General features: G+C 64.1%; 13 protein-coding genes. 7 read left to right on the top strand and 6 right to left on the bottom strand.

Annotated features, from left to right (window positions below):
- Window positions 1–5: 5 nt before the first annotated feature.
- From V3388_RS01650 to dauA, 5 genes are all read right to left on the bottom strand, one after another.
- Complete coding sequence (locus V3388_RS01650) at window positions 6–731, bottom strand: C39 family peptidase (protein ID WP_336365777.1); 726 nt, start codon at window positions 729–731, stop codon at window positions 6–8.
- 25 nt (window positions 732–756) lie between these two features.
- Entirely contained in the window at window positions 757–1,161 is a 405-nt protein-coding gene (locus tag V3388_RS01645) for a hypothetical protein (RefSeq protein WP_336365776.1), read from the bottom strand.
- 57 nt (window positions 1,162–1,218) lie between these two features.
- Window positions 1,219–2,058, bottom strand: coding sequence for a dentin sialophosphoprotein (locus V3388_RS01640; RefSeq protein ID WP_336365775.1), 840 nt, complete (start codon window positions 2,056–2,058; stop codon window positions 1,219–1,221).
- Window positions 2,059–2,449: 391 nt separating this feature from the next.
- Window positions 2,450–4,042 carry an isocitrate lyase gene (locus V3388_RS01635; RefSeq protein WP_336365774.1) on the bottom strand — a complete coding sequence of 531 codons (1,593 nt, stop codon included), beginning with the start codon at window positions 4,040–4,042 and terminating at the stop codon, window positions 2,450–2,452.
- Between the two features lie 200 nt (window positions 4,043–4,242).
- Entirely contained in the window at window positions 4,243–5,970 is a 1,728-nt protein-coding gene (dauA, locus tag V3388_RS01630) for a C4-dicarboxylic acid transporter DauA (protein ID WP_336365773.1), read from the bottom strand.
- Window positions 5,971–6,058: 88 nt separating this feature from the next.
- On the opposite strand from dauA, the gene V3388_RS01625 reads away from it, so the two are divergent.
- Window positions 6,059–6,781, top strand: coding sequence for an SIMPL domain-containing protein (locus V3388_RS01625; protein WP_336365772.1), 723 nt, complete (start codon window positions 6,059–6,061; stop codon window positions 6,779–6,781).
- A 3-nt stretch (window positions 6,782–6,784) separates the two neighbouring features.
- On the opposite strand, the gene V3388_RS01620 is transcribed toward V3388_RS01625, so the two are convergent.
- On the bottom strand, window positions 6,785–7,852 hold the full coding sequence (locus tag V3388_RS01620) for a beta-N-acetylglucosaminidase domain-containing protein (RefSeq protein WP_336365771.1): 1,068 nt from the start codon (window positions 7,850–7,852) through the stop codon (window positions 6,785–6,787).
- Between the two features lie 166 nt (window positions 7,853–8,018).
- On the opposite strand from V3388_RS01620, the gene V3388_RS01615 reads away from it, so the two are divergent.
- The 6 genes from V3388_RS01615 (at window position 8,019) to V3388_RS01590 (ending at window position 14,944) form a co-directional block, all read left to right on the top strand.
- Window positions 8,019–9,053 carry an acyltransferase family protein gene (locus V3388_RS01615; protein WP_336365770.1) on the top strand — a complete coding sequence of 345 codons (1,035 nt, stop codon included), beginning with the start codon at window positions 8,019–8,021 and terminating at the stop codon, window positions 9,051–9,053.
- Between the two features lie 216 nt (window positions 9,054–9,269).
- A complete protein-coding gene (locus V3388_RS01610) occupies window positions 9,270–10,346 on the top strand; it encodes a TRAP transporter substrate-binding protein (protein ID WP_336365769.1) in 1,077 nt (358 codons plus the stop codon).
- A 105-nt stretch (window positions 10,347–10,451) separates the two neighbouring features.
- Complete coding sequence (locus tag V3388_RS01605) at window positions 10,452–10,997, top strand: TRAP transporter small permease subunit (protein ID WP_336365768.1); 546 nt, start codon at window positions 10,452–10,454, stop codon at window positions 10,995–10,997.
- Window positions 10,994–12,295 carry a TRAP transporter large permease gene (locus V3388_RS01600; protein WP_336365767.1) on the top strand — a complete coding sequence of 434 codons (1,302 nt, stop codon included), beginning with the start codon at window positions 10,994–10,996 and terminating at the stop codon, window positions 12,293–12,295. Before V3388_RS01605 ends, V3388_RS01600 begins: the two co-directional genes overlap by 4 nt.
- 154 nt (window positions 12,296–12,449) lie before the next feature.
- Window positions 12,450–13,784 (top strand): cyclopropane-fatty-acyl-phospholipid synthase family protein, encoded by a 1,335-nt coding sequence (locus V3388_RS01595; RefSeq protein ID WP_336365766.1) that lies wholly within the window; start codon window positions 12,450–12,452, stop codon window positions 13,782–13,784.
- Window positions 13,784–14,944, top strand: coding sequence for an NAD(P)/FAD-dependent oxidoreductase (locus V3388_RS01590; RefSeq protein WP_336365765.1), 1,161 nt, complete (start codon window positions 13,784–13,786; stop codon window positions 14,942–14,944). Before V3388_RS01595 ends, V3388_RS01590 begins: the two co-directional genes overlap by 1 nt.
- Window positions 14,945–14,962: the final 18 nt, after the last annotated feature.

The raw sequence follows: 14,962 nt of genomic DNA, 5'->3' as shown, positions 1-14,962 counted from the left end.
CTCCTTTACCATTCCATGGACGAACGCCAGACCGGCAGGCTGTGGCCCACCGCAGGGCCCTCCTGTGCCGTTGCCAGTGGCGCCGGCACAACATCGGGCCAGGGCCCCTGCGCCGAAAATGTGGCCCGCCCCTGATCCAGATGGCTGCGGATCAGCAGGGCGGCGCCGTCCCAGACCTGTTGAAACTGCTCCCGCGGAAACACCTTCAGACCCCGGGCCGGATCGCCCACCAGCACGTCGGTGGGGCTGATGCCCTTGATGATCACAAAGTGGCGATAGCCCTCAAGGGTCAGCAGCGCAATCACCGGCAGCCGCACGTCGGTCCGCAGCCGCGCCAGTGGCAGCCGGAACCCGTCGGCCTGGTAACCCCGGTGTTCGAGGTAGCGCTTCATGTCGAGCATGGAGAAACCTTCGCGCCGGACTTTTTCAAGGTCGGCCCGGGCCAGCATGCCGGAGAAGACGTCCTGCTCGGACACGAGATCGCCGTAGTGATAGCTCAGTAGCGAAGCCAGCGCCGCCGAGCCGCAGCTGAAATCGTACTGCTGGCGCAGCACGCTGCTGAAGCGGCGGGCCTGGAAGCTGGTGACCGAGACCTCAAGGCCGCCGGCCAATCCGGGCACGCTGACGGTGCCGGCCTCGGCCGGTGGCCAGGGCGCCAGCAGAATCGCCAGCCCCAGGGCCAGACCCGTTCGGGCGCCGGTTCCGGGCCGGGCTGTTCCGTTTGACACCATGGCCCACCTCCTTCCCTCGTCCCTGTCAGCGGTTGATGAGCACGTTGATCTGCGTGCTGTCCTGTATCACCACCTGGTTACCGGTGTTCTGAATCACCGTGGCGATGCCGTTCATGTTCTCGAACGCGTGGTCGGTAATGCGGTTGTCACCGGTGATGACCGTGCCGCTGAGCACGTTGTTGCCAACGGCGGCATTCTGCTCGGCCTCATTAAGCTGCCACTGCACCGGCAGTCCCTGCCGGCCGGACGCTTCCGCCAGCTGGTCCGTGTTCATCGGCGCCAGCACCGGAAACTCACCGGCGGTCACCGGGCCGGCCAGTAACAGGCCCAGCAAACATCCATGCCCCCAACGGTGGCCCCAACGCTCGCCCAACGCCCGGGGGATCCGCCTGCGCGGTCCCTTCAGCCCTGGTCTGATGACGATTGCCATGACACGCCTCCCGGCGGTCACCGGCCCGCCACCAACGTGGCAGGCCGGCGGCCGTCATCAGTTGCTGCCGCCTGCGGTCAGGTTGGACATCACGCTGATGTTGGCCTGGGTTACCCCACCCACGCCGGCGTTCTGGGCGAACGCGCCGACCCCGGTGAAGTTGGCGGAACCACCGGAGATCTCGTTGCTGTTGCGGACCTCGGTGTAGGACTTCCGGCCCTCGGCCATGCCGTAGGTGACGTTCACACCGGAGACGCTGCCGTTGAGCTCCGCCGTGTTCATGAACGCGTTCATGTCCAGGTTGAGGGTGTTGGTACTGCTGTCGGTGTTGTAGGAGTCCTCGTTTTCGGTCTCGGTCTTGGTGTAGGTGTTGTACGAGTCATCCACTGCGGTGCTGCTGTCCGAGTTGTAGGAGTCCTCGGTCTCGTTCTTGGTATACGTGCGTGCGCTGTTGTCCGTGTTGTAGGAATCCTCGGTGTCGGTTTCCGTTTCGGTCTTGGTGTAATTGCGCGCGCTGTTGTCGGTGTTGTAGGAGTCGTCGGTACTGGTCTCCGTCTTGGTGTAATTGCGTGCGCTGTTGTCGGTGTTGTACGAGTCCTCGGTTTCGTTCTTGGTGTAGGACTCGTTTTCGGTCTTACTGTAGGAACGGGCACTGTTGTCGGTGTTGTAGGAATCCTCCACCTCCGTCTCGTTCTTGGTGTAGCTGTGGCTGCTACTGTCGGTCTGTGTGGCGGTGCTGGTGTTGGTGGAGCTGTCGTTGCCGGAGTTGGTGTTGCCGGAGCCTTCATCGGCGTTCACGTTCGGGCTGCCGTCACCACCCAGATCGGCGTAGACGCCACCGGACAGGCCAAGGCCCAGGGCAATTGCAGCGGCAAGCAGTGATTTTCTGGTGTTCATGGTGTCATTCCCTTTGTCAGTTTGGCGTTCCGGGCGTCCGTACCGTCGCCGGCACAACTCGGATCCTTCCAGGCACGGTCCCACGTAGATGCTTCAGCGACTTCCGTGCCAGCTTCTGACGAGAAAATGCACTCCATTGTTTTTAAAAGGGTTTCAGGATTTCGCAGGCCGCCGGGCGGGGCCTGGCAAGACACCGGTGTTTCAGGGCTGAAACACCGGCTTTGGCCATGGCCGTGCCAACACTAGGATTCACCCCGCGTATCAACCGTCTGCGGCAGAACGCAATGTGTCAGCCGAACGTCGGAAACGACAGAGCCCCGCGCAACCGGGTTGCGCGGGGCTCTGAGGAGCGGGTGCCTGGCGGCACCCGGGTAACACTGGAACCGGTCGATTAACCGAACTGGTTCATGGTGTTGTCTTTACCACCGGCCTTCAGGGCCGCATCACCCGCGAAGAACTCCTTGTGGTCGTCACCGATGTTGGAACCGGCCATGTCCTGGTGCTTGACGGTGGCGATGCCCTGACGGATTTCCTTACGCTGTACACCCGCCACGTAGGCCAGCATGCCTTCGTCGCCGAAGTAACCCTTGGCCAGGTTGTCCGTGGACAGGGCTGCCGTGTGGTAGGTCGGCAGGGTGATCAGGTGGTGGAAGATACCCGCTTCACGGGAACCGTCACGCTGGAAGTTCCGGCACCACTCGTCGGCCAGCTGGCCCAGCTCGGTGTTGTCGTACTCTTCGCTCATCAGCTTGGCGCGGTCGTAGGCGGACACGTCCTTGCCCTCTTCCTTCCAGGCGTCGAACACCTGCTGACGGAAGTTCAGGGTCCAGTTGAAGGACGGGCTGTTGTTGTAGACCAGCTTGGCGTCGGGCACCACTTCCTTGATGCGGTTGACCATGGACGCGATCTGGCCGACGTGGGGCTTCTCGGTCTCGATCCACAGCAGGTCAGCGCCGTTCTGCAGGCTGGTGATGCAGTCCAGAACCACACGGTCTTCGCCGGTGCCCGGACGGAACTGGAACAGGCCAGAGGGCAGACGCTTGGGCTTCATCAGCTTGCCGTTGGACTTGATCACCACGTCGCCGTTGTTGATCTCGGAGGCGTCTTCGATGTAATCGCCGTCCAGGAAGCTGTTGTACTGGTCGCCCAGGTCACCCGGCTCATCGGTGACGGCCAGCTTCTGGGTCAGGCCGGCGCCCAGGGAGTCGGTACGGGCCACGATAACACCGTCGTCCACACCCAGCTCCAGGAACGCCAGACGTACGGCGTTAATCTTGGACAGGAAGTCGGCGTGGGGAACGGTCACTTTGCCGTCCTGGTGGCCACACTGCTTCTCGTCAGACACCTGGTTCTCGATCTGGATGCAGCAGGCGCCGGCTTCGATCATCTTCTTGGCCAGCAGGTAGGTGGCTTCGGCGTTACCGAAACCGGCGTCGATGTCGGCAATGATCGGCACGATGTGGGTCTCGTGGTTGTCGATCTGCTGCTCAATCTCTTTGGCCTTGGCGGTATCACCGGCGTTCTCGGCGTCTTCCAGGGCGCGGAACAGGTGGTTCAGTTCCCAGGCATCGGCCTGACGCAGGAAGGTGTACAGCTCTTCGATCAGGCTGGAAACCGCGGTCTTCTCGTGCATGGACTGGTCCGGCAGCGGGCCGAACTCAGAACGCAGGGCGGCGACCATCCAGCCGGACAGGTACAGGTAGCGACGCTTGGTGGTACCGAAGTGCTTCTTGATGGACAGCAGTTTCTGCTGGCCAATGAAGCCGTGCCAGCAGCCCAGGGACTGGGTGTACTGGGAAGTGTCCTTGTCGTAGTTCGCCATGTCTTCGCGCATGATCTTGGCGGTGTACTTGGCGATGTCCAGGCCGGTCTTGAATTTGTTCTGGGCGCGCATGCGGGCGGCATGCTTCGGGTTGATGGCGTTCCAGGTCGGGTGCTGCTTGAGCAGGGACGCAATCTGGTCAACGTCTTTGGCGTACGGCATGGGTCTCATCCTTTGTGCGTTGGTGTTCCGGTCACGTGTGGAGTCGTGCGGCCCGGGGGCCGGTCACGGAGCCAACAACCTGCTCACTTTTTGAGCGGCTCGCTGACAGTAAGCGTTACTGTAGTGGCTACGAATTTATAATTGAAATTTATATTCTGTATTCCCGGCATTTTCTTGATGAATGCAGCCCATCGCCCGAATCAGCCCCGGCAAGCCAGGGACCGAACCGCTTCCTCAAGGCTCGGGAAAAACTCGCTGACACCCGGTTCAGGCCGCACGCCGGCGCGGGCCAGGGTCTTCAGGGGCTGGAACTGCAGGTCGGTGATCACCACCTCCGTGCCCGACCGCCGGCAGGCCTCCAGCAGGCGAATCAGCGCCGACAGGCCGCCGGCGTCCAGCACCGTCACACCATCCATCATCAGCACGATGCCCTTTGCCTCCCGGCTCAACTCCGCCAGCTCGCCGAAGATGCGGTCGGCGGCGGCAAAGAACAGCGGGCCGTTGATCCGGTAGACCCGCCAGCCCCCGGGCAGCGGCCCGGGCACCAGCGCCGGCCGCTCCGTGACGTCGGTGATTTTGGTCATTCGGGCCATGTCCCGCATGAACAGCACCGACGCCGCCAGCACCCCGGTGGTGATGGCCACCACCATGTCCATGGTGACGGTCAGGCCAAAACACAGCAGGAACACCAGCACATCGCCCCGGGGCGAGGTCCGCACCAGGTGCACCGCTTTGGGTGCTTCACTCATGTTCCACGCCACCATGAGCAGCAGGGCTGCCAGCGCCGGCATGGGCAGATAGGACAGCCAGCCGGCCAGCAGCGCCAGCGCCAGCAGCACCACGCCGGCGTGCACCATGGCCGCCACCGGGGATTCCGCCCCGGCCCGCAGGTTGGCGGTGGATCGGGCCAGGGCGGCGGTGGCGGTGATGCCCCCGAAGAACGGCGCCAGCAGGTTACCGACACCCTGCCCCAGCAGCTCGCTGTTGGCGCTGTGGCGTTTGCCGGTCATGCCGTCCAGCACCACGGCACACAGCAGGGATTCAATGGCCCCGAGCATGGCCATGGCAAAGGCCGCCGGCAGCAGCGCCCTGAGCAGATCCCAGGACAGCACCAGCGGGGCCCCGTCCGGTCCCGGTTGCTGCCAGGGCCAGACCAGCGCAGGCAGGACCGGCGGGATGCCGTTGCCGCTCTGGCCGTCCGCCAGCAGGTAGTGGAAACGGGAGCCGATGGTGTCGATGCCGGCGCCGCCGGCGTTCAGCCACAGGGTCAGGCCGGTGCCCACCAGCACCGCCGGCAGGTGCGGCGGTACCGGCGTGCCCAGGCGCCGCCAGCCCAGCAGCGTGGCCAGGGTCGCGGCCGCCACGGCCAGGCTGGGCAGATGGCTATCCGGTAACGCGACGGTCATGGCGCCGACCTTGCCCCAGTAATGCTCGGGCAGGCCGGTGAGACCAAGGCCCAGCAGGTCGTTCACCTGCAATGTCGCGATCACCACGGCAATACCCCCGGTAAAGCCGAGGGTGACGGATTCGGGAATGTATTCGATCAAACGCCCCAAACGAAGACCGGCCATCACCACCAGCAGCCCGCCGGACATCAGGGTAGCCAGCAGCAGCCCGCCCAGCCCAAACTCCCGGGCGATGGGGTAGAGAATCACCACGAACGCCGCCGTCGGTCCGGAGATGCTGTAGCGGCTGCCGCCGGTCAGGGCAATCACAAAGCCGGCGATAATCGCGGTGTACAGCCCATACTGCGGCGCCACCCCGCTGGCAATGGCCAGCGCCATGGACAGGGGAATGGCGATGATGCCCACGGTCAGCCCCGCCATCAGGTCCCGGGCCAGACGGCGGCGGCTGTAGGGCTCTTCCAGCACGCTCTGGCGAAAGGCGTGTCCAAGGCGCAGGGAAAACAGGTGGGCACGATGGGGCATAAGGTTCACCTTTTCCGGGTGATCGGTTAGCGGTATGGTTCGGGTATTCCGTTCCCGGCCCGAGGCCGGCTGTCACAAGGAGTGTTGCATGAAAACCGTTCCGGCTCTGATTCTCGGCGTCGCTCTTGTTATCGCGTCCCTGGGCGCCGCCACCCTGGTCAACCAGGGCCTCACGGACCTGAGAACCGGCGACCGCTTCGTCACCGTCAAGGGCGTGGCCGAGCGCAACGTGGAGGCCGACCTGGCCATCTGGCCGATCCGCTTCGTCGCCACCGGCACCACCCTGGCCGAGGCCCGGCAGCGGACCCGCGCCAGCCGGGAAGCGATCATGGCGTTCCTCAAGCTCCAGGCCATCGACACCGCCCAGGTCGAGCTGTCCAACCTGGACGTCACCGACACCCGGGCCAACCCCTACCCGGGCCAGAACACCGAGCAGAAGTTCATCATCAACCAGACCCTGATGGTCCGCAGCGACAACATCGACCGCATCCGCCAGGCCGCCCAGAACATCGGCGACCTGCTCGATTCCGGCGTGGTGCTGTCCTCCAACTACGGCCCCAGCGGGCCCACCTACCTGTTCAACGGCCTGAACGACATCAAGCCGGCGATGATCGCCGAGGCCACCGCCGCCGCCCGGGAAGCGGCCCAGCAGTTTGCCCGGGACGCCAGCACGGAACTGGGTGGGCTGCGCCGGGCCAATCAGGGCGTGTTCCAGATCCTGCCCCGTGACCAGGCACCGGGGATGTCCGAAGAGCAGCAACCGGATAAGACCGTGCGGGTGGTGTCCACGGTGGAATACTACCTCCAGTAAAACCTACTGGGTGGCCACCATCTCGTCGGTCACCTGGTACTCGCCCCTGAGCCAGCGCTCAATCTCCCGGGCCGCCGGGTGGTCAAAGCCGCCGTAGGTGGCCAGCAATGCGGCCCGCTTGTGCTCACCGATGCGCCCAAGTCCGGCGTCCTGCAGCACGAGCAGGTCCGCCTGCACCTGCCGGGCCAGGGCCTCACCCAGCACCGTCCGGGCGGCGTCCATAAACGCCTGCCCGTACTGGTAGCGGGCACCCTCGGCGTAGCTGCAGGCCAGTGTCAGCGCCGGAATGGCGGTCAGGGTGGGCTGCAACGCGGGGTTGATGGCGTGGCCGGCCAGCCACTCGGCATTGGCCGCCGGGCGCCCGGTAAAGCCCCTCAGGTGAAGGTGCCGGGACATCCGGTCGCCGTCGTTCACCGGGTAGTTGTCCCAGAGCACCGGCGCTCTCCCCAGGCGCTCAGCGACCGATTGCAGATGACCCGGGGAAATTTCCCGGGCACACACCTCCTCGCCGGTCCAGAACACCCGGATCGACGGGTCCAGGCGGGCGCCCAGGGTTTCCAGATAGCGTTCCGGCCGGGCACCGAACACCCGGTCCAGCACCGGGTCGTCCGAATAGTAGGTGGGGCACAGGCTGATCTGGCGGGCGCCGGTACGCTCCGCCATCCAGTGCAGGATATCCGCCTGGGTGGCGGCCAGGTTCGGCTGTTGGGGATGCATGTCATCAAACAGCACCGCCAGCTCTTCCACCCCCATCGCATCCAGGGCCTGCAGCTTATCCGCCAACGCCCGGCGGGCGTCGTCGTCGAAGCGGTTGAACACCTCAAACGGGCTCAGGCCAACGCCGAACCGCACCCCGGATTGCCGGCAGTTCTCCGCGAAACCGGCCAGCGCCCGGGCTTCCGCCTCCGGATGGGGCGTCTGCCAGCGCCGCCGGAGGTGCGCGTCCGATTTCGGCGCGTACAGGTAGAACCGGTAACCGGCGCCCGCCAGGCGCTGCATCAGCGCCGTGCGCTCAGGCCAGGTCCAGCGCGGCCCGTAAAATCCCTCGATAACGCCCAGTTCCACAAACACCCCTCGTTCTGTTGCCCTGCTGACCGGCTCGGTGCCCCCGTGGACACCGGCACCGACGGGCGTGAACAAACCGTCAGCCTGCCGTCAGCTTATGGTATACCGGGACACTGGGCGCAGCCATGGCGCCGGGCTACCATAAGGCCACCTTGATGAACGGACCATCGCCATGCTCGATCACTCACGCCGTCTGACCGCCCTGGACGCCCTGCGGGGCATTGCCGCCCTGGGCGTGGTGCTGTTTCATTATCTGCCCTACTACCACCAGCTTTACGGCCACGGTTTCGAGCCGCCCTCGTTCCTGACTTTCGGTCGCTATGGGGTGCACCTGTTCTTCATGCTCAGCGGCTTCGTGATCTTCATGACCCTGGAACGCACCCGCACCGCCGGCTGGTTTGCCCTGGCCCGGGGTTTCCGCCTGCTGCCGTCCCTGTGGGCGGGCATTGTGCTGACGTTCTTCACCGTGCACCTGCTGGGGCCGGAGGATCGGGCCGTCAGCGCCGGCACCGCCCTGCTCAACACCACCCTGATGCACGAGTACCTGGGGTTTGATCACGTCGACGGTGCCTACTGGAGCCTGGTGGTGGAAGTCACCTTCTACGCCTGGATCGCCCTGCTCTACTACGGCCTGGGTACCTGGCAGCGGCTGCGGCCCGCGCTGTGGCTGTGGGTGCTCATCAGCTACGCCGGCGTGCTGGCCTGGAAACACCTGCCGGACAGCCTGGAATTTCTGGTCAAGGACCTGCTGTTTGTGAAATACGCCCCGCTGTTTATCAGCGGCATGATTCTCTATCGCTGGCACCAGCACGGCCGGCCGGCGCCGGTGGACCTGGCCCTGCTGGGGCTGTCCGTGGCCCATTGCCTGATTGCCTATAAATCGCCGTTTAACCTGTTTGTACTGGGCTGCTACGGGGTCTTCAGCCTGGCGGTGGCCGGCTACCTGAACGGGTTGAGCCGGTTCGGGCTGCTCTGGCTGGGCAGCATCTCCTACACCCTGTACCTGATCCACCAGAATATCGGCTACGGCCTGATCGGCCTGGCCTACGACGCCGGCCTGCCCGGGCCGGTGGGCGTTGCCCTCGCGGTGGTGGCGGCGGTCAGCCTGGCGGCGGTGCTGCACTACGGCGTCGAAAAGCCCGCCCTGGCCTGGTTCCGGCAGTTCCGGCGGGCCCAAGAATCCCGGTTGCCCGAGCCCGCCCGCTAACGCCGCCCCGTGAATGGTCTAGACTGCTCTCAGGGCAAACGCGCAAGGATTCGTGAACCGGCGAACGCACCCGCCTCGCCTACGACCTAAGTATGAAAAACCGGCGATTTTCGTTCCGTTATGGCCAGAAAATTGCTACGTTCTCGCGACTCAAGGAGTTGTTTGTCCCCACAAGGAAGACAAGACTCACAAAAACGATAAGAGGTAAGAAGAGCAATGAAGATCCGTTCTGTTCTTTCCGCGGCTGTGTTGGCTGTGGCAGCTACCGTTGCCAGCTCACAAGCGCTCGCGCAGGATACCTATACCCTCCGACTGGCAGAAACCTGGGGCCCCAACTTCCCCATCTTCGGTGACACCACCAAACACATGGCCAAGCTGGCCGAAGAGATGTCCGATGGCCGCCTGCGCATCCGCATCGATTCCGCCAACAAGCACAAGGCGCCGTTCGGCGTGTTTGACATGGTCAAGGCCGGCCAGTACGACATGGGCCACTCCGCCTCCTACTACTGGAAGGGCAAGGTCCCCGAGACCCTGTTCTTCACCAGCATGCCGTTCGGCATGACCGCCATCGAGCAGTACGCCTGGTTCTACCAGGGCGACGGCATGAAGCTGATGGAAGAGGTCTACGAGCCGCAGAACATGCTGTCCTTCCCGGGCGGCAACACCGGCGTACAGATGGGCGGCTGGTTCCGTAAGGAAATCAACTCCCTGGATGACCTGAAGGGTCTGAAAATGCGGATCCCGGGCTTCGCCGGCGAAGTGTTCGCGAAAGTGGGCGTCAACCCGACCAACATCCCGCCGGGAGAGCTCTACACCGCCCTTGAGCGCAACACCATCGACGCGGTCGAGTGGGTTGGCCCGGCTCTGGACCTGCGTCTGGGCTTCCAGCAAATCGCTGACTACTACTACACCGGCTGGCACGAGCCGGCGACCGAGCTCCAGTTCCTGATCAACAAGGACAGCTGGAACAAGCTGCCGAAGGACCTGCAGGCCATCCTGAAGACCGCCATGAAAGTGTCCGCCTACGACATGCTGGTGCAGTCCCAGGACGCCAACGCCGAAGCCTGGGCCACCATCAAGGAGAAGTACCCCAACGTGAAGATCAAGAACTTCCCGGATGAGGTCTTCAAGGCGATGTACAAGGCCAACGGTGAACTGCTGGACGAAATGGCCAAGCAGAGCCCGCTGGCGGCCAAGATCATCAAGTCCCAGGACGAGTACCTGAAGAAGTCCCGCGCCTACACGGACATTTCCGAGAGGGCGTACCTCAACACCATGGCTGAAGTCGAGTAAACTTGCGGCCGTGAATGAGCCGGGATCGCTCGCCAGAGGGTCCCGGCTTTGTCGTTTTAAGCAACCGGAAACTCGTCAGCCCCCGCTGACGGAGGATCAAGCATAATGCGGTGGATTATCAAACTGGACGAGGGGCTCGCCGTCCTGTCCAAAATCTGTGGCTGGGTCGCCTGCGCGGCGATGGTGCTCCTGGCCGCCAACGTTTTCTACGATGTGATTGCGCGTTACGCCTTCAACGATGTGTCCATCGGCATGCAGGAGATGGAGTGGCACCTGTACTCGGTGGTCTTCCTGCTCGGTATTCCCTACGCGATGCGCATGGACGGCCACGTGCGCGTGGACATTTTCTACACCAAGTGGAGCCAGAAGACCAAAGCCTGGGTCAACCTGATCGGCGCGCTGATTTTCGTCATTCCCTTTGCCTACCTGATTGCCGAGTTCGGCTACGACTTCGCCCTGGACTCTTACAAGATGGGTGAAAGCAGCGGCGATCCGGGCGGCCTGCCCTACCGCTTCATCATCAAATCGGTGATTCCCATCACGGCGTTCTTCATCGCCATTGCGGGTCTGAACATGGTGACCTTCGCCATCCGGGTAATCAGCGGCGAGAAATCCTACGACGTCGAGCACAGTGCGGAGGGCCTGGCATGATCGGTATTATCATGTTCGGCGTGGCCCTGGTCATGCTGATGATCGGCTTCCCCGTCGCGTTCACGTTTGGCGGTGTCGCCCTGTTCTTCGGCATCTTTGCCCAGGGGATGGACCTGTTCGCCTACATGCCCTACCGGATCATGAGCGTGATGCAGAACACCACGCTGATGGCCGTTCCCCTGTTCATCTTCATGGGCGTGGTGCTGCAACGCACGAAACTCGCAGAGCAGTTGCTCACCTCCATGGGCCGGCTCTTCGGCGGCCTGCCCGGCGGCCTGGCCATTTCCACCATTCTGGTGGGCGCCCTGCTTGCCGCTTCCACCGGCGTGGTTGGCGCCAGCGTGGTGGCCATGGGCCTGATCTCCCTACCGGTCATGCTGGCCCACAAGTACGACAAGCGCCTGAGTACCGGCGTGATTTGCGCCTCCGGCACCCTTGGGCAGATCATCCCGCCCTCAATCATCCTGATCATCCTGGGTGACGTCCTCGGCCTGCCCGTGGGCGATCTGTTCCGCGCCGCCGTGGGCCCGGGCGTCCTGTTGATTGTGCTGTACGTGGTGTACATCCTCATCATGACCCGGTTCCGCCCTGAAACCGCACCGCCCATGCCGGAAGACCCTACCCGCTCCCGCAAGCAGGAAATCGGCTCGGCCCTGCTGGCGATCATCCCGCCGCTGGCGCTGATTGTGGTGGTGCTCGGCTCGATCTTCGCGGGCGTGGCCACGCCCACCGAGTCTTCCGCCCTGGGCGGCGTGGGTGCCGTGGTGCTGGCCATCATCTACCGGCAGTTCTCGTTCAAGATGGTGTGGAACGCCGCCAAAGACACGGTTAACGTCACCGCCATGGTGTTCGCCATCCTGATCGGCGCCACCGCCTTCTCCATGGTGTTCAGTTACACCGGCGGCGACTACCTGCTGGAAGACTGGCTACACATGCTGCCGGGCGACCACTGGGGCTTCATCATCCTGTCCATGGCGGTCATCCTGATCCTCGGGTTCTTCATCGACTTCGTGGAGATCTCGTTCATCATCGTGCCCATCCTGTCCCCGGTGGCGGAAGCCATGGGTGTGAACATGACCTGGTTCGCCATCCTTATTGCCATGAACCTGCAGACCAGCTTCCTGACGCCACCGTTCGGGTTTGCCTTGTTCTACCTTAAGGGGGTGGCGCCACCGGAGGTGCGAACCATCGATATCTACCGCGGGATCATTCCGTTCATCCTGCTGCAGATTCTGGTGCTGGGCCTGCTGATCGTGTTCCCGGAATGGTTCGGGATGACGGATCTGGCGGGCTACTGACCTCCGCTTCCAGGGACGGACACACGGTAACCGGGCTTCGGCCCGGTTTTTTTGTGCCCCCGTGACCGGGCTCAATTGCCGGGCCCGTGCCGACCTGACAAACCTCGATCTTTTCCTATACTGAACAAACAATGGGCAAAGGAGCGCACAGGTTATGTCTGAAAGCACGGCCAGAGACACCGACACTCAGGATACCGGCAGCGGGCAGGCTTCCGCCGGCCGGCGGGGCCATCTGCTGTCCCTGCCCCTGGACCACGCCGGCAGCGACCGGGAACCCCACAGCTACGAGCGCTGGATGGTGGCCAAACTGATGCGCATGGCCGGCTCGCCACCGCTGGCGTTTACCCTGTGGAACGGCGACCGGATCGAGCCGGACACCGGCAGCGCGCAGTTCACCCTGCATCTGGAGGACCCCAAGGCGCTCTATGCGCTGGTGGCCAATCCCAACCTGGCGTTCGGGGACCTCTACGCCGCCGGCCGGCTGACGGTGGACGGCGATCTCCCGGACCTGATGGAAACCCTGTACCGGGCGGTCCACCAGGCCAGCCTGAAATGGCCCCGATGGCTGGAGGCCATCTGGCGGAATCACAACCCCCGTTCAACCGGCATCGCCGAGGCCAAAGAGAACATCCACCACCACTACGATCTGGGCAACGATTTCTACCGGCTCTGGCTCGACCGGGCCGAAATGCAGTACACCTGCGCGTACTATGAGCGCGACGACCTGACCCTGGAGCAGGCCCAACTGGCCAAGCTGGAGCACGTTTGCCGCAAGCTCCGGCTCAGGCCCGGCATGACCGTGGTGGAAGCCGGCTGCGGCTGGGGCGGGTTGGCCCGGTACATGGCCCGGGAGCACGGGGTGATGGTGCACGCCTATAACATCTCCCACGAGCAGGTGGCCTTCGCCCGGGAAGAGGCCAAACGCCAGGGCCTGGACCATCTGATCACTTACGTGGAAGACGACTACCGGAACATCAGCGGACAATACGATGCGTTTGTCTCCATCGGCATGCTCGAGCATGTGGGCAAGGACCACTATCCGGGGTTGTCAGCCCTGATCAAACGGGTGCTCCGCCCCAACGGCACCGCGCTGCTGCACAGCATTGGCCGAAACCGCCCCATGCTGATGAACGCTTGGATTGAAAAACGCATTTTCCCCGGTGCCTATCCGCCCAGCATTGGCGAATTCATGAGCATCTGCGAGGACGGCGACTTCTCCGTGCTGGACGTGGAGAACCTGCGGCTGCACTACGCCCAAACCCTGAGCCACTGGATGGAACGTTTCACCGCCCACGAGGCCGAGGTGGCGGACCTGTACGACGCGCATTTCGTGCGGGCCTGGCGCCTGTACCTGGCCGGCTCCATGGCCGCCTTCCGGGCCGGCTCCCTGCAGCTGTTCCAGGTGGTCTTTACCCACGGCGACAACAATGAGCTGGCGCCCAACCGCCGACACCTTTACGACACCCCTGCGGCACCGGAGCAGCCCTGATGGATTACTACGACGCGATCATCGTTGGCGCCGGCCCGGCCGGGGCGACCCTGGCACGCGCCCTGGAGGCCAGTGGCAAACGATTGCTGATCATCGACAAGCAGGCGTTCCCCCGGGACAAGACCTGCGCCGGGTGGGTCACCCCTGAGGTCGTTCAGAGTCTGCAACTGGACCTGGACGACTATGGCCGGGGCCGCACCCTGCAACCCATTCGCCGGTTCCGCATCGGCATGATGGGCCAGCCGGCGGTGGAGAACGACCACGGTGAGGTCGTCAGCTACGGCATCCGGCGCTGCGAGTTCGACTACTACCTGCTGGGGCGGGTGCAGGCACCGAAGCAGCTCGGAACGCCGGTCAGCTCACTGGAGCGGCGCGGCGGCAACTGGGTGGTCAATGACACCTGGGAAACGCCGTTGCTGGTTGGCGCAGGCGGGCACTTTTGCCCGGTGGCACGGCAGCTCGGCGACGGCCCGGGGCGCCACGAAACCGTGGTGGCGGCCAAAGAGGTGGAATTCGAGATGACCGCCGAGCAGGCCCGCACCTGTGAGGCCCGCGGGGATACGCCGGAACTCTGGTTCTGCAAGGATCTGAAGGGTTACGCCTGGGTCTTCCGCAAGGGCAATTACCTGAACATCGGCCTGGGCCGAGAGGACAACCACAAGCTCAGCGACCACCTGGAGGCGTTCGTGGCGCAGATGCAGCAGGACGGCCGCATCCCCCCGGACCTGCCGGGACGGTTCAAGGGCCACGCCTACCTGCTGTACGCCCACGCCCACCGCCCTCTGGTGGACGACGGTGTGCTGCTCATTGGTGACGCCGCGGGCCTGGCCTACACCCAGAGCGGAGAAGGCATCCGTCCGGCGATCGAGTCGGCGCTGCTGGCGGCGGAGGTGATTGCCAGCACCGACGATTATTCAGCAACGTCGCTCCAGGCCTACGGTGAGGCCATCGCCCGGCGCTTTGGTACCCGTTCCCAGTCCGTGGACGGGGGCTGGCAGGTACCGGACTGGGTCCGTTCGCCCCTGGCGGGCGCGCTCATGCGCAGCCACTGGTTCACCCGGCGGGTGGTCACGGAAAAATGGTTCCTGCATCAGGGCGTGCCCTCCCTCAGCCCGGCCTGGCAGCGGGCCTCCGGCGCAACCGCGAGTGCCGCACCCTGAGGCGGGTGTGCCTGCCGG

The sequence above is a fragment of the Marinobacter sp. C2H3 genome (genome assembly GCF_037080155.1).
In the GTDB taxonomy this organism is placed as follows: Bacteria; Pseudomonadota; Gammaproteobacteria; order Pseudomonadales; family Oleiphilaceae; genus Marinobacter.
The sequence above is the reverse complement of the archived record's forward strand: the minus strand, read 5'-3'. Positions and strand labels throughout refer to the sequence as shown.

Bases quoted from the DNA above. Each gene is read 5' to 3' on its own strand.
- V3388_RS01650 (WP_336365777.1), bottom strand. From the start codon at position 731: ATGGTGTCAAACGGAACAGCCCGGCCCGGAACCGGCGCCCGAACGGGT.
- V3388_RS01645 (WP_336365776.1), bottom strand. From the start codon at position 1,161: ATGGCAATCGTCATCAGACCAGGGCTGAAGGGACCGCGCAGGCGGATC.
- V3388_RS01640 (WP_336365775.1), bottom strand. From the start codon at position 2,058: ATGAACACCAGAAAATCACTGCTTGCCGCTGCAATTGCCCTGGGCCTT.
- V3388_RS01635 (WP_336365774.1), bottom strand. From the start codon at position 4,042: ATGCCGTACGCCAAAGACGTTGACCAGATTGCGTCCCTGCTCAAGCAG.
- dauA (WP_336365773.1), bottom strand. From the start codon at position 5,970: ATGCCCCATCGTGCCCACCTGTTTTCCCTGCGCCTTGGACACGCCTTT.
- V3388_RS01625 (WP_336365772.1), top strand. From the start codon at position 6,059: ATGAAAACCGTTCCGGCTCTGATTCTCGGCGTCGCTCTTGTTATCGCG.
- V3388_RS01615 (WP_336365770.1), top strand. From the start codon at position 8,019: ATGCTCGATCACTCACGCCGTCTGACCGCCCTGGACGCCCTGCGGGGC.
- V3388_RS01610 (WP_336365769.1), top strand. From the start codon at position 9,270: ATGAAGATCCGTTCTGTTCTTTCCGCGGCTGTGTTGGCTGTGGCAGCT.
- V3388_RS01605 (WP_336365768.1), top strand. From the start codon at position 10,452: ATGCGGTGGATTATCAAACTGGACGAGGGGCTCGCCGTCCTGTCCAAA.
- V3388_RS01600 (WP_336365767.1), top strand. From the start codon at position 10,994: ATGATCGGTATTATCATGTTCGGCGTGGCCCTGGTCATGCTGATGATC.
- V3388_RS01595 (WP_336365766.1), top strand. From the start codon at position 12,450: ATGTCTGAAAGCACGGCCAGAGACACCGACACTCAGGATACCGGCAGC.
- V3388_RS01590 (WP_336365765.1), top strand. From the start codon at position 13,784: ATGGATTACTACGACGCGATCATCGTTGGCGCCGGCCCGGCCGGGGCG.